Annotated in this window: 13 protein-coding genes; 6 read left to right on the top strand and 7 right to left on the bottom strand. The window is 58.2% G+C overall.

What is annotated here, in order from left to right; genetic code table 11:
- The first annotated feature begins 41 nt into the window (after positions 1 to 41).
- Complete coding sequence (locus ACR0B8_RS02745) at positions 42 to 710, top strand: Crp/Fnr family transcriptional regulator (RefSeq protein WP_170348298.1); 669 nt, start codon at positions 42 to 44, stop codon at positions 708 to 710.
- A 219-nt stretch (positions 711 to 929) separates the two neighbouring features.
- Here ACR0B8_RS02745 and ACR0B8_RS02740 read toward each other — a convergent pair whose 3' ends face one another.
- The 6 genes from ACR0B8_RS02740 to rpiA form a co-directional block, all read right to left on the bottom strand.
- A complete protein-coding gene (locus ACR0B8_RS02740) occupies positions 930 to 2,366 on the bottom strand; it encodes a DegQ family serine endoprotease (protein ID WP_174820436.1) in 1,437 nt (478 codons plus the stop codon).
- Positions 2,367 to 2,551: 185 nt separating this feature from the next.
- A complete protein-coding gene (locus ACR0B8_RS02735; protein ID WP_170348296.1) occupies positions 2,552 to 2,746 on the bottom strand; it encodes a DUF2065 domain-containing protein in 195 nt (64 codons plus the stop codon).
- Positions 2,746 to 3,624: a protease modulator HflC gene (gene hflC, locus ACR0B8_RS02730; RefSeq protein WP_170348295.1), complete on the bottom strand. Its 879-nt coding sequence runs from the start codon at positions 3,622 to 3,624 to the stop codon at positions 2,746 to 2,748. Before hflC ends, ACR0B8_RS02735 begins: the two co-directional genes overlap by 1 nt.
- Entirely contained in the window at positions 3,624 to 4,766 is a 1,143-nt protein-coding gene (gene hflK, locus ACR0B8_RS02725) for an FtsH protease activity modulator HflK (RefSeq protein ID WP_170374761.1), read from the bottom strand. The genes hflC and hflK overlap by 1 nt, the downstream gene beginning before the upstream one ends.
- Before the next feature lie 72 nt (positions 4,767 to 4,838).
- Positions 4,839 to 6,197 (bottom strand): glutathione-disulfide reductase, encoded by a 1,359-nt coding sequence (gene gor / locus ACR0B8_RS02720; RefSeq protein ID WP_170357832.1) that lies wholly within the window; start codon positions 6,195 to 6,197, stop codon positions 4,839 to 4,841.
- A gap of 270 nt (positions 6,198 to 6,467) precedes the next feature.
- Positions 6,468 to 7,253, bottom strand: a complete 786-nt coding sequence (gene rpiA, locus ACR0B8_RS02715; protein ID WP_170357830.1) for a ribose-5-phosphate isomerase RpiA — start codon at positions 7,251 to 7,253, stop codon at positions 6,468 to 6,470.
- A 167-nt stretch (positions 7,254 to 7,420) separates the two neighbouring features.
- Between rpiA and ACR0B8_RS02710 the strand changes: the two genes are divergently transcribed.
- The 4 genes from ACR0B8_RS02710 to ACR0B8_RS02695 are packed head-to-tail and all read left to right on the top strand — an operon-like array spanning position 7,421 to position 10,884.
- A complete protein-coding gene (locus ACR0B8_RS02710; protein ID WP_226688607.1) occupies positions 7,421 to 8,122 on the top strand; it encodes a glutathione S-transferase family protein in 702 nt (233 codons plus the stop codon).
- Position 8,123: 1 nt separating this feature from the next.
- Complete coding sequence (locus tag ACR0B8_RS02705) at positions 8,124 to 9,497, top strand: L-serine ammonia-lyase (RefSeq protein WP_170357826.1); 1,374 nt, start codon at positions 8,124 to 8,126, stop codon at positions 9,495 to 9,497.
- A 21-nt stretch (positions 9,498 to 9,518) separates the two neighbouring features.
- On the top strand, positions 9,519 to 9,929 hold the full coding sequence (locus ACR0B8_RS02700; protein ID WP_480657797.1) for a GFA family protein: 411 nt from the start codon (positions 9,519 to 9,521) through the stop codon (positions 9,927 to 9,929).
- 40 nt (positions 9,930 to 9,969) lie between these two features.
- A complete protein-coding gene (locus ACR0B8_RS02695; RefSeq protein WP_480657799.1) occupies positions 9,970 to 10,884 on the top strand; it encodes a DMT family transporter in 915 nt (304 codons plus the stop codon).
- Here the strand turns inward: ACR0B8_RS02695 and ACR0B8_RS02690 are convergent.
- A complete protein-coding gene (locus tag ACR0B8_RS02690; RefSeq protein WP_480657801.1) occupies positions 10,829 to 11,536 on the bottom strand; it encodes a thiamine diphosphokinase in 708 nt (235 codons plus the stop codon). The two genes, ACR0B8_RS02695 and ACR0B8_RS02690, sit on opposite strands and share 56 nt — an antisense overlap.
- 121 nt (positions 11,537 to 11,657) lie before the next feature.
- Between ACR0B8_RS02690 and ACR0B8_RS02685 the strand changes: the two genes are divergently transcribed.
- Positions 11,658 to 13,286 carry a hypothetical protein gene (locus ACR0B8_RS02685; protein ID WP_480657803.1) on the top strand — a complete coding sequence of 543 codons (1,629 nt, stop codon included), beginning with the start codon at positions 11,658 to 11,660 and terminating at the stop codon, positions 13,284 to 13,286.
- The last annotated feature ends 71 nt before the right edge of the window (positions 13,287 to 13,357 follow it).

Here is a 13,357-nt window from a genome sequence, read left to right as displayed (position 1 = left end):
TGTCACCACCAAAACACTCACAGCCGGAGAATCTGGAACTCATGACGGCTTTCCCAGACAGCGGCTTCCTGTCCGAGGCATCCGACGGGTTGAAAGCCATGCTTTCCGCCCAGGCGACTGAAATCGCACTGGAACGTGGTGACGTCCTGTTTGAACAGGGTGACGAGGGTGACGCATTGTACGCCATTCTCGAAGGTACGCTTGAGGTGTCCTTTCTGGCCATGAGCGGCCGCAAACTGTCGCTGACCCTTATGCGCCCTGGTGAGGTGTTCGGAGAGATTGCACTGTTCGACAGCGGCCCTCGTACAGCCACCATCGCCGCGGCAGAATCCTCGCGCATTCTGCGTGTCCGGCAGGGGGATGTGATGGAGCAAATTCGCCAGCACCCCGATCTGGCGGTTGACTTGATCCGATTGGCCGGTCTGCGCATGCGGTGGATGGGGTCGCAGCTGAATGAGCAGGTGTTCTTGCCGATGCCAATCCGGTTGGCCCGCAAGCTGTTACACCTGTCCGGACTTCAGGATGACCCATCGACCCGGATCACCCTGTCGCAAAGCGAACTTGCCGAATTCGTTGGCGCCACGCGCGAGGCGGTGTCCAAGACGATCTCGACCTGGAAACGCGACAATGTGGTCGAAGCTTCGCGTGGCGGGTTGATGATTCAGGATTTCCAGGCCCTGCGCGAACTGGCAGAATCCGACCTGATCTGACCCCTGTGACCTGCTTCACAGACCTTTTACAACATCAAGACTAATCTCTTAGTTGTTACCGTAGGAGGTCAGAGAATCATCCCCGATATCTGTCCACTGACCTCTCCCTGTATCAGAGCCATGCGCCTCCCCGGCGTGTGGCTCACCTTTTTTCCACCCCCCAAAAACGCAAAAAAGCCGGAGCGATAACCCCGGCCTTTTGGCTTATTTTGGTGTCAGTTACTCACCCAGGCTCAGCGCCACAAAGCGCGGTTCACCGCCACGGCGCACCAGCAACAACAACGACTTGCGGCCTGCCTCACGCGCTTCTTCCATGCGGGCCTCGAGATCTTCAATCGAGCTGACCTTCTGCTGACCGGCTTCGGTAATCAGATCACCGGCGCGCAGCCCCTTGGAAAAAGCTTCGGACGCTTCGTCCACCGCAGTCACAACCAGCCCTTCTGCCTCCGCATCCAAATCAAGATCGGTGCGCAACGTATCTGTCAGGGGTGAAATCGTCAGACCCAGAATATCGGCGTTTTCCTCAGGCGCGGCATCTGGTGTTTCCTCTTCCTCGCTATCCGCGCGTTCCGCTTCCTCACGACGGCCCAGCGTGACCAAAACGGTCTGAGTGCCCCCGTCGCGATGCACCACAACACGAACCGACTTGCCAACCGTAGTCTCGCCCACCTGACGCACCAGACCGCGCGTATCTTCGACCTCGACCCCGTCAAAGCTGAGGATAACGTCACCCGCAAGCAGGCCCGCATCTTTGGCCGGACCGTCCGGTACATCGCTGATCAGCGCGCCGCCGGGTTTGTCCAGCCCCATCGCCTCGGCCATGTCCTCGGTCACGTCCTGAATGCGCACGCCCAGCCAGCCACGGCGGGTTTCACCGAATTCGCGCAGTTGGTCGACGACCTTAACGACCACGTTGGACGCCATCGAGAACCCGATCCCGATGGAGCCGCCATTGGGCGACAGGATCGCGGTGTTCACGCCGATCACCTCGCCGTTCATATTAAACAGCGGCCCGCCCGAGTTCCCCCGGTTAATGGCTGCGTCCGTCTGAATATAGTCGTCATAAGAACCGCTCAGCGCCCGGTTGCGGGCCGACACGATACCAGCCGAAACAGAAAAGCCCTGTCCCAGCGGGTTACCCATGGCAATCACCCAATCCCCCACACGCGCAATGTCGCTGTCACCGAATTGCACATATTGCAGCGGACCCGAGGCTTCGACCTTGAGCAGCGCGATGTCTGTTTTTTCATCTGTGCCAATCACCTTGGCGGGCAACTCTTTCTTGGGCTGGCCGTCGCCTGGAAAGAATTCCACAAGGATTTCATCAGCTTCCGCAATGACGTGGTTGTTGGTGACGATATAACCGTCCTCGGAAATCACAAAACCCGATCCCAGCGCATTGCTGCGGCGTGGGCGGTCGCCCTCTTCACCATCTCGGTCCTGAAACTCGCGAAAGAAATCCTCGAACGGAGAGCCCTCGGGCACGATCCCTTGCGGGCCAGTTTGCCCTTCGATCAGGGTCGATGTGGTGATGTTCACCACTGCTGGGCTGATCTTTTCGGCTAGCGGCGCCAGGCTTTCGCTCCGCGCCTGCGCGGCGACGGATTGGGCCAGAACAAGCAACATCCCCGCAAAGGCCAACCACATCAGCCGCATGAAACCAACACTGTCGTCCCTTTGGACGGAAATACTGCGCGCTTGTGCCTGCACTTGGGAACTCCTTGTCGAACAACGTCATAAGGGTGCCGCATAGCAACCCCTCTTGGAAACCAATGTAGTCAGTTTACCCAAGCCCGCAACTCGGGATCGCGGGGAATTCACCGGCAATTGAAATCAACGTGTCAAAACCCGAGCTGAAATGCACCCCACAACAACACCAGACCGCTGACAACACATAGCAGACCGGCCAGACGACGGGCCTGTTCAGGCAGTGACCGAAGCGCCTCAAGCATACGTTCAATAAGCGAAGGGGCCAGCGCATAGGCCAGCCCCTCGACAATCAGTACCAGCCCGAAGGCCAGAAGGATCAGGCCCATTACCGACCAGCCTGCCCGGTGGGCGATTTCAGGTAATTGAAGAACTCGGAATCCGGACTCAGAACCATCGAACTGTTGCTGCCGCCCAACGCATTTTCATAGGCCGACAAAGAGCGGTAGAATTCAAAGAACTCAGGGTCCGCGCCGTAAGCTTCGGCAAAGATCGCGTTACGTTCGGCATCTGCTTCACCGCGGATGATCTCGGCCTCACGGCGAGCATCCGACACCAGTTCAACCACAGTACGATCCGCCTGGGCGCGCACTCGCTGGGCCGCCTCGTTACCACGGGCGCGTTCATCGGTCGCCTCGCGTTCACGCTCGGCCTTCATCCGGTCAAAGGTGGCCTCAAGGTTGGCTTGCGGCAGGTCGGTTGCTTTCAAGCGCACGTCGATGACGTTAACGCCCAGCGCCTGCGCTTCGGCGATCGCGCTGTTGCGGATGCGCAGCATCAAGGCGGCACGGTCGGAACTCAGGATATCGCGAGACGAAACCGAACCCAGCACTTCGCGGGTTTCGGCGCGCAAGATGCGATCCAGACGATCCTCGGCGACCGGGATACCGCCAACACCGACGGCCTGACGGAAGCGGTTCAGATCGGAAATCCGATAACGTGCAAACGCATCAACAACCAAACGACGGTCATCCAGTGGCGTTACTTCAAGCGGCTGCACGTCGATCGACAGGATACGGTCGTCATAGCGCACAACTTCCTGAATCAACGGAATCTTGAACGCCAAACCGGGTTCTTCCTTAACGGCAACGACGCGGCCAAATTGCAGAACCAGCGCACGTTCACGTTCGTCCACGATGAAAATCGAGGACAGGCCGATTACACCCAGGATCACAACCAGAATGAGGATAATAGGTGACTTACGCATCAGTTGCTCTCCTCAGTCTGATTGCGGCGCAGCTCGTTCAGTGGAAGATAAGGCACCACGCCCTGCCCCGACCCTGTCGAGTTCTCGTCGAGGATGATTTTATCCACGTCGCCCAGAACCTGCTCCATGCGCTCCAGATACAGACGCTTGCGCGTCACGTCGGGTGCCTTGGAGTATTCTTCCAGAACCGCGCTAAAGCGGCTGGCCTCACCCTGCGCGCCATTGATCTGCTGGGCGCGATAGGCTTCGGCCTCTTCCAGAACCTGTGCGGCTTCACCACGCGCCTCGGCCAAAACGCGGTTGGCATAGGCATCCGCAACGTTCTGCAGGCGGTCACGTTCTTGCGCCGCAGCCTGAACATCACGGAACGCTGCGATCACGTCCTGTGGAGGGTCAGCCTTGTCAAAGTTCACGCGGACGATGTTCACACCAGAATCGTAGCTGTCCATTGTCAGCTGAATCAATTCCTGCAACCGGTCTGCGATAATGCCCCGGTCCCTGTTCAGAATCGGCGCCAACTCGCTCTGTGCGATGATCTCGCGCATCGCCGATTCAGAAACGGCCCGAATCGTCTGACGCGGATCGCGCAGGTTAAACAGATATTTAGCCGGATCGTTGATGTTCCAGACAACCTGATAGTCGATGTCGACCACATTTTCGTCGCCGGTCAGCATCAGACCATCGTCACTGCCGCGCGCACCGCCCATGTCTTCATTCTGTTCACGGGTTACCGGGATCACCTCGGCGGTCACAAACGGCCAAGGCGCAAAGTTCAGACCCGGATTCCCAACGGCCGAAAATTCACCCAAGAACAACTCAACCGACTGTTCTTCCGGTTTGACCGTGTAGAAGCTTGCAGCTCCCCACAGACCCGCGGCAACCAGCAAACCAATCACTACCGTGCCTTTGGTGAAAACCGGACCACCGCCGCCCGTTCCCTGACCGCCGCCACGGCCACCGCCGCCGCGACCGCCCATGAGGACGCGCAGCTGCTCTTGGCCTTTTTTCATCAGCTCATCGATCTCGGGGATCTGCGGGCCGTCGCCTTCGGGAGGCTTGCGTCCGTCCCCATTATTACCCCGATTTCCTCCGCCTCCAGAAGAGCCTCCGCCCCCCCAGGGGCCACCGCTGTTGCCCGCCATATGTATCTGTTCCTTCGTGTTGGACCGTGTGATCACGGTGTCCCTTGTAACTTGTGTGCGCGCGCTTGCAAATCAAGCAGTGCGAACAGGTTGCCGCATTGTCACCAGTTCTTCGGCCATAACCGGGTGAACGGCAACCGTGCGGTCGAAATCTTCCTTGGTTGCACCCATTTTAACGGCGATTCCTGCCAGCTGGATCATCTCGCCCGCGCCCGGTGCCACGATATGGCAACCCAACACCTTGCGGGTCGCCTGACTGACGATCAGCTTCATCAGCACCCGCTGCGTTCCACCCGCAAACGCCTTTTGCATCGGCTTGAAAGAGGTTGCATATACCTCGACCGGCTCTTGCGCGGCAGCGTCTTCCTCGCTCAATCCCACGGTACCGAACTCCGGTTGGGTGAAGATCGCGGTCGGGATCAGCTCGTGATCGACCGGCGTCGGGTTGCCTTTGAACACTGTTTCGACAAAAGCCATGCCCTCGCGGATCGCAACCGGTGTCAAATTCACCCGATCTGTCACATCCCCAATTGCAAAGATCGAAGGCACGCCCGTCTGGCTGTATTCGTCCACAACGATCTCGCCCTTACGACCCCGTTCAACGCCCACCGCCTCAAGCCCTAGGTTGTCGGCATTGGGCGCACGACCAGTGGCGTACATGACAACATCGAATTGATCCTCGGTGCCGTCGGTGGCTTTGACGCGAATTTGGTCACCTTCCTTGGTCATCTCCAACACATTGGTGCCCAGACGTACATCAATACCATTCTGGCGCATTTCCTCGCAGATCAGGCCGCGTGCTTCCTCATCAAAGCCGCGCAGAATTTGCGCGCCGCGGTAGAACTGAGTGGTCTTCACACCCATCCCGTTCATGATCCCTGCGAACTCGCTGGCGATGTAGCCGCCACCTACGATCAAGATGGATTGAGGCAATTTCTCAAGATGGAAGATTTCGTTTGAGGTGATGGCCAGATCCGAGCCCGGAAACTCGGGCACGACTGGACGACCGCCGGTGGCGATCAGGATATGCTTGGCCGTCTTACGCGTGCCATCGGCCAGCTCAACCGTATGCGCATCAACCACATGGGCACGCTGATCAAAGCTTTCGACACCGTTGTTTTTCAGGATATTGCGATAAACACCTTCAAGCCGATCCAGTTCCGCGACCAGCTTGTCGTGGAACATGTTCCAATCAAGCCCGCCGGGTTTAACATCCCAACCATAGGCTTGCGCGTCCTGCATTGTCCCTGAGAACTCACTGGCAAAGACCATTAGCTTTTTCGGAACACAGCCTCGGATGACACAGGTCCCGCCATAACGATCCTCTTCGGCCAGCGCCACCTTGGCACCATTCTCACCAGCAGCCACACGCGCTGCGCGAACCCCGCCCGAGCCGCCTCCGATGACGAACAGATCATAATCAAAGCTCATTTACCGTGCCTCTTTCAGTTTTCAGCAAGCGCCATCAAAGCGACGCCACGGGTGTATCTTATTGCTCACCACAGTCCAGACCGTTCTGGTGAGACAGTTGATCTTGCCAGGACGCAAAAAAATCGGCCAGTAATGCTCAACCGTCCTTACGAACCGCTCAGATATGGGTTTCGCCATAGATTGCAACTGGAGGGGCATGCTCTCGAATGTGCCGTCCGTTTTTTGGAAACTGACTTCGCCGAATTGTAATGCCGAAAGCTCTGGCATTCGTCAGTCAGCCAAATCCGAGAACAGGTTCTCACCGCTGTCCACCAATTCGTCCAGCTCGGTGGTACCCGCGTTGATGTCGCGCAGTTCGACCCGGCCGTCCCCGTGGCCAATCACGACCTTGTCACAGATGTCGATGAACAACCCGTTCTCGACCACACCTGGCACCTGATTAAGCACTAGCGCCAACTGGCGCGCGTTGCCGATGCGCTGTAGGTGCAAATCCAAAACGTGGTTGCCTTCATCTGTCACAAAAGGGGCTTCACCATCCATCCGAAGCATGGCCGAAGTGCCCAGAACATCCATCGTGTCCAGCATCTCTTGGATCAAAGTGCGGGTGGTTTGCCAGCCAAAGGGGATCACCTCGACCGGCAAAGGGAAGGCGCCCAGGGTTTCGACCTCTTTGCCGGCATCGGCGATGACGACCATCTGGTCGCTGGCCGTGGCGACGATCTTCTCCTGCAGATGCGCGCCACCGCCACCTTTGATCAGGTTCAGCTCGCCATCGAATTCATCCGCGCCATCAATGGTCAGATCCAACCACCCCGCCTGATCCAACGAGACCACTTCGATCCCGACTTCGCAGGCCAGTTGCGCGGTGCGGATCGACGTCGGAACACCCTTGATCCGCAGCCCTTCTTTTTTGACCCGCTCACCGATGCGACGCACCATCCAAGCGGCTGTTGACCCTGTCCCCAGACCGACACGCATTCCGTCTTGCACCATGTCAGCAGCGCGACGAGCGGCGACATATTTGGCGTTATCGATGGGTGACAGATCACGGGTCATGGCAGCGTTTCCCTTTATTACTGCCAGACTTATACGAAATGCGGCCACCAACCGCGAGTGCCAAATCGCCGCCATCACGCGTAAACATGCGTGGAAAATACGCGTTTCCGAAGGGAAACGTCGCAATCGAGGCTTCCGGCATTCGCCCCGCAAGTTACATAGGGGCCATGACCGCGCCCTATCGCCTTCATTATGCCCCCGACAACGCCTCGCTGGTGATCAGACTGGTGTTGGAAGAGATGGGCCTTCCTTTTGAGACCGTACTGGTGGACCGCCGCCGGAACGAACAGGACAGCGCGGCCTATCGGTCCTTGAACCCGAATGGATTGATCCCGGTGCTGGACACCCCGCAAGGACCGATCTTTGAAACGGCAGCCATTTTGTTGTGGCTGGCGGATACGCACAAGCAACTGGCCCCTGCCCACAACAGCCCAGATCGGGCGGCGTTTCTGAAATGGCTGTTTTTTGCGTCCAACACACTGCACGCCGATCTGCGCATTCTTTTCTATGCTGAAAAGTACATCGACCCCGCGCAGGCCGAGACCCTGCGTGAAGGCATCCGCCCGCGCCTGCGCCAACATTTGCGGGTACTGGATGCCGAAGCCCAGAAAGCGCCGGATTGGCTGCAGGCCGACACCCCATCGGTTTTAAGCTTTTATCTGGCGTGCCAAATGCGTTGGATGGCGCTGTACCCCGCCAGCGCGGATCGCAGCTGGTTTCAGCTCGGGGACACGCCCCATCTGCAGGACATCCTGACGCGGCTCGAATCCCGCCCTGCGACCCAGGCCGCCATCGCGGCCGAAGGGTTGGGGGTTACGCCGTTCACCTCACCACGTTACGCTACACCTGAAGAAGGCTCAGCTACCTGATATGTTTCTATCTGTCTTCGATATGTTCAAAGTGGGCATCGGCCCGTCATCGTCTCATACCATGGGGCCGATGGTGGCCGCCGCGCGTTTTCTGGACATGATGCGCGCGTCCCCGTTCGAATTTGCGGGGCTGCGCGGATCGCTGCACGGCTCGCTGGCTTTTACTGGGGTCGGACACGCCACCGACCGTGCCACCATTCTGGGACTGGCCGGGTTTGTGCCCGACACCTACGACAACGATAAAGCCGAGGCCGCGCTGGCCGAAATTTCCCAGACGCACTCGGTGACGCCCGAAGGGTTGCCGACGCTTCAGTTCAACCCAAAGACCGACCTGACCTTTGACTATGACAACAACCTGCCCGGCCACGCCAATGGCATGATCCTGATGGCCACCGACGCACAAGGCGATGTGATCCTGCGGCAGGTTTACTACTCGGTCGGCGGTGGCTTTGTCCTGACCGAAGAGGAACTGGCCGAAGGCAAGGCAACCGACGAGGGCGACCCGGTCCCTTTCCCGTTCAAATCCGCCGCCGAAATGCTTGAGATGGCAAAGAACAGCGGCAAAAGCATCGCTCAGATGAAGCGCGATAATGAAATCGCGCGCGGCTGTGCCGACAGCTTCGCCAAAGGCACTGCGCGTCTGTGGGAAGTTATGAACAATTGCATCGAGCGCGGCCTGAATACTGACGGCATTTTGCCCGGTGGCCTGAACGTACGACGCCGCGCCAAAGGCATTCACGATGCTCTGCTGGCCGAGCGGGGCATGAACCTGAACGCGCCGCACACCATCAATGACTGGATGAGTGTCTATGCCATGGCGGTGAACGAGGAAAACGCCGCTGGTGGGCAAGTCGTGACCGCCCCGACCAATGGCGCGGCAGGTACGATGCCTTCGGTCCTGCGCTATTATCTTGATCACGTGCCCGGCGCGTCGGAAAGCCATATCGAGGATTTCCTTCTGACCGCTGCCGCCATTGGCGGGCTGGTTAAATATAACGCCTCGATCTCTGGCGCCGAAGCGGGCTGTCAGGCCGAAGTCGGAAGCGCATCAGCCATGGCTGCGGCAGGCCTGTGTGCCGTCATGGGTGGAACACCGGAACAGGTTGAAAACGCAGCTGAAATCGCGTTGGAGCATCATCTGGGCATGACCTGTGATCCGGTTGCCGGGTTGGTGCAGGTTCCGTGTATCGAACGCAACGGACTGGCGGCGATCAAAGCCGTTTCCGCAGCATCGCTGGCGTTGCGTGGCGATGGGAAACACTTCGTACCGCTGGATTCCGTGATCGAGACCATGCGCCAGACCGGCCATGATATGCACGAGAAATACAAGGAAACGTCACTGGGCGGCCTGGCGGTGAACGTACCCAACTGCTGATGCCGCAATAAGGGGGATATCATGCGGGGACATTGTCTGTGCGGCACCATCCGGTACGAGGTTACGCCTCCGGTCCTGTCCTGCGTTACCTGCCATTGCGACAGTTGCAGACGGCAATGCGCCGCGCCGATGACCACCTATTTCGGCGTGCGCGACGGCCAGTGGCGCTGGACCGGGGACGAGCCGAAAACCTTTGCCTCGTCGCCCGGTGTCACCCGCAGTTTCTGCCCCAATTGCGGCACTCCGATATCATTCCTATCACAAGCCATGTCGGACGTGCTGCATCTGTACGTGGCAACACTGGAAGACCCAAACCAGTTGGAGCCAACGTTGCACGTGGCGCATGAGGAAAAGCTGAACTGGCTGAAACTGGGTGACGGCCTGCCCACTTGCATCGGTCCAGATTATACCAAGGTTCAACCCCTGCCCTAGACGCTTCCCACCGGACCCCAAACCCCGTAGCGTCGCCCTTATGACACAGGATCGTCCGGTCTTTGGCATCATCCTGATGCTTGGCTTTTGCATCATCGCGCCGATGGGCGACGCGATGGCAAAGCTGTTGGCCGAAACCACACCTGTCGGCATGCTTGTCTTTGTCCGCTTTGCCGTTCAGGCGCTGGTGTTGGTCCCACTGGCCGTATTGACCGGGCGATCCCTGCGCATGCGTGGCCGTATCCTGTGGCTGACATTTATTCGCACGGTTCTGCATATCCTCGCCCTTTCAGCCATGTTCAGCTCACTGCTTTTCCTGCCGCTGGCCGACGCGATCGCCATCGTCTTTGTCATGCCGTTCATAATGTTGATCCTGGGCAAATACATACTGAAGGAAACCGTTGGCCCACGCCGCCTGATAGCCTGCGCCGTTGGCTTTGTTGGGACCTTGCTGGTCATTCAACCCAGCTTTGTACAAGTGGGGGCCGCAGCCCTGCTACCGCTTGTGGTAGCTTTGCTCTTTTCCCTGTTCATGCTGGTGACGCGCCAAATCGCCAAAGAAACAGACCCAATCACCCTACAAGCGGCATCGGGCATGATGGCTATAATCCTAATGCTGCCAGTTCTGTTGGCCGGAACAATCGGCGGCAGTTGGGCCGTATCGCTGATCTTACCTCCCCCGGACATTCACCTTTTGCTGATCGCAATCGGGCTGCTGGGAACCGTCGCGCATCTGTTGATGATATGGTCGCTGCGCTTTGCGCCGTCGGCAACGCTGGCCCCGATGCAATATCTGGAAATTCCAATGGCCACCCTATTCGGCTGGCTAATCTTTCATGACCTGCCCAACGGGATCGCGGCCATCGGCATAGCCATCACCATTGCCGCGGGCCTTTACGTCATTCTGCACGAGCGGGCCAACGCCCGGTCAGCTCCGACAGAAACGCCTGCATGATCTGATCCAAGGCGTTGCGCGGAACCATGACCAAAAGGCCGGGCCTGTCCACCTCCAGTTCTACATCAGCCAACGCGCGATTGGAGGTCCCGTCGCGACCGCTCGGCTCTAACACCAGATCATCAATCGGCCATTCCAATCCACGGCTGCGCCCCGTTACCCTCTGAAACGGAAACAGCGAAACCACATCGCCGGGTGAAAGGTCAAAAGCGATCCGCGGTGGGGCGTGGAACACGACTTCATGCTCCCCTAGCAAAATGCACGGACGATCCTGAAGTCGGATCAAAGCGCTCAGCACCGCCAATTGGTGATCCAGCCGCCCGCCCAGAAACCCAACCCCTAGCACTAGCGGCGCCTCGACACTGCGCAGGGTCTTGTCAAAATCCGTGCTGTCCTGCTCGCGGATCGGAAACAATCGCTCTGCCGGAATCCGGTCGCGATAGCCTCTGCTCAGCGAATCAAAGTCACCGATAACCGCATCCGGCATCCGCCCCGAATCCATCAGCGGGATCGCTCCGCCATCTGCGGCAACAACGGTATTGACGCGAATCAGCGCCAAATTTAGGTCATCTGGACCGATTTCTCCGCCTCCGACCACTGCGATTGGCTCCTCAGACCGTACAATCGACTGATTTTTTTTAAGATTGATCATTTTTCCCGGATTTGGACACATTGAGACCACAAAATGGTAGGTTCATGCAGAGAGTTTCGAGCCATAGGTGTGCCCTCTATTGGGTGGGTGGCTCTAGTAGTTTGTAGAGGACGTGCGTCTGATGGTACAGAATAACAAGGTTTTGACCGTTTCTTATGGAACCTTCTCGTGCACTTTGGAAGGCTTTGATGATTCCTTTGAAACGATGAAAGCGATTGCCGAATACTTCCGCGATCTCGCGGCCGATGATCGCTACTTTGGTTCTGAACCCCCACAGCCTGACACCGAAATGCTGACACGGATCGCGCAGCGTGACGCATCCCGCAGGGTCGAAGCCAGTCAGAACGACTCTGGCCTGCTGATCCGCGCAACCGAAGAAAACGCTCCATCCCCCCAATCCGCCGCCAGCGCTCCGGGTTTGAATGTTATCGACACGCCGCCCTCTTCTCAGCCCGTTTTTTCTGACGCGGAAACCGTAGAAGATGCCCCGGCGCCTGCCGCTGACAGTATTGCCGCCAAGCTGCAGCGCATCCGGGCCGTTGTCTCTCATTCCGAAGAAAACTCGGTCATCTACACGGAAGACGAAGACACGACCTTGATGAAAAGCGCCGCTCCGTCTGATGCAGTGGCTGCGGCCTTCGCAGCTGGTTCGCTTGACCCCGCTGATCTGGACGACACTGAAGAGGCCAGCGCGCACGTCGAAACGCAAGACGAAGCACCGGAAACAGAACCGGAAACAGAAGTAGCCGAGGCTGAGATGCCTCAGATCGAAGAATCCGAAGCCCCTGCACTGGAAGTCGAAGCCGAGGATCTGGATTCAGAGGTGTTGGACGCGACATCGGAAGACCAGACCGAAGCGGAAGAGGAAGACACATCCGACGTGCTGTTCTCGGACCTCGAAGACTTTGCGAATAGCGGTTCTGAAGAGGAGGCCAACATTCTCGACGACGCCGGTGTAGAAGAAGACGTCGTCGAAGCCACCGACGAAGGTGTGTTGACGGAAGAGGATGAAGTCGACCTGCTGGAAGAGATTTCAAGCGTGGAAGCTGTACTGGCAAAACGCTCGGCCAATACAGACACTGAAACGTCAGATCTGGATCGGGACGTATCGCGCCTGATGGATAAGGCCGGCGAACAGTTGAATGACCCGGACACCAGCAATCAGCGCGAGGCCTACACGCATCTGCGGGCGGCCGTCGCCGCAACCGAAGCTGAACGTGGCGACGGTAAGGCCACAGCACAGGACAGTGAGGAACAGGGCTATCGTGGAGATCTTTCCTCGGTTGTCAGCCCGCGCCGCCCGGAAATTCAGGTCACCAGCATGCGCCCCATCAGTGACGATGCAGCCCCTCTTAAGCTGGTCGCTGAACAGCGCATCGACAATCAAACCGTAGACGCCGGACCAGTTACCCCTCGCCGCGTAAAATCCGAAACTGAAGCCGAAGACGAAACACCCGAGGAAGGTGGCTTTGCTTTGTTCGCGCAGGAACAGGGCGCGCAGTCCCTCCCCGACTTGCTTGAGGCTGCCGCCGCGTACCTGTCGTTCATCGAAGGTCAGGAACAGTTTTCGCGCCCGCAGTTGATGAACAAAATCCGTTCGCTCAAGCAAAATGACTTCAACCGCGAAGAAAGCCTGCGGTCCTTCGGTCAGTTGCTGCGCGATGGAAAGATTGAAAAAGCGGGCGGCGGGCGTTTCGCGGCCTCGACCCAGATCGGGTTCCGCCCGGATGACGAGCGCGCCGCGGGATAATTCCCCGAACCAGTACAATAGAAAAAGGGCCAGAGGTTTCTCTAGCCCTTTTCTCATCATCACCTGAATTG

This window comes from Ruegeria sp. BH6 (assembly GCF_056538105.1).
This window is presented reverse-complemented; position numbering and strand designations above follow the sequence as displayed.

Excerpts from the sequence above, each read along its gene's own strand:
- ACR0B8_RS02695 (WP_480657799.1), top strand. The coding sequence starts at position 9,970 with ATGACACAGGATCGTCCGGTCTTTGGCATCATCCTGATGCTTGGCTTT.
- ACR0B8_RS02705 (WP_170357826.1), top strand. The coding sequence starts at position 8,124 with ATGTTTCTATCTGTCTTCGATATGTTCAAAGTGGGCATCGGCCCGTCA.
- gor (WP_170357832.1), bottom strand. The coding sequence starts at position 6,197 with ATGAGCTTTGATTATGATCTGTTCGTCATCGGAGGCGGCTCGGGCGGG.
- ACR0B8_RS02745 (WP_170348298.1), top strand. The coding sequence starts at position 42 with ATGACGGCTTTCCCAGACAGCGGCTTCCTGTCCGAGGCATCCGACGGG.
- ACR0B8_RS02710 (WP_226688607.1), top strand. The coding sequence starts at position 7,421 with ATGACCGCGCCCTATCGCCTTCATTATGCCCCCGACAACGCCTCGCTG.
- ACR0B8_RS02700 (WP_480657797.1), top strand. The coding sequence starts at position 9,519 with ATGCGGGGACATTGTCTGTGCGGCACCATCCGGTACGAGGTTACGCCT.
- ACR0B8_RS02690 (WP_480657801.1), bottom strand. The coding sequence starts at position 11,536 with ATGATCAATCTTAAAAAAAATCAGTCGATTGTACGGTCTGAGGAGCCA.
- hflK (WP_170374761.1), bottom strand. The coding sequence starts at position 4,766 with ATGGCGGGCAACAGCGGTGGCCCCTGGGGGGGCGGAGGCTCTTCTGGA.
- ACR0B8_RS02685 (WP_480657803.1), top strand. The coding sequence starts at position 11,658 with ATGGTACAGAATAACAAGGTTTTGACCGTTTCTTATGGAACCTTCTCG.
- hflC (WP_170348295.1), bottom strand. The coding sequence starts at position 3,624 with ATGCGTAAGTCACCTATTATCCTCATTCTGGTTGTGATCCTGGGTGTA.
- rpiA (WP_170357830.1), bottom strand. The coding sequence starts at position 7,253 with ATGACCCGTGATCTGTCACCCATCGATAACGCCAAATATGTCGCCGCT.
- ACR0B8_RS02740 (WP_174820436.1), bottom strand. The coding sequence starts at position 2,366 with ATGCGGCTGATGTGGTTGGCCTTTGCGGGGATGTTGCTTGTTCTGGCC.
- ACR0B8_RS02735 (WP_170348296.1), bottom strand. The coding sequence starts at position 2,746 with ATGGGCCTGATCCTTCTGGCCTTCGGGCTGGTACTGATTGTCGAGGGG.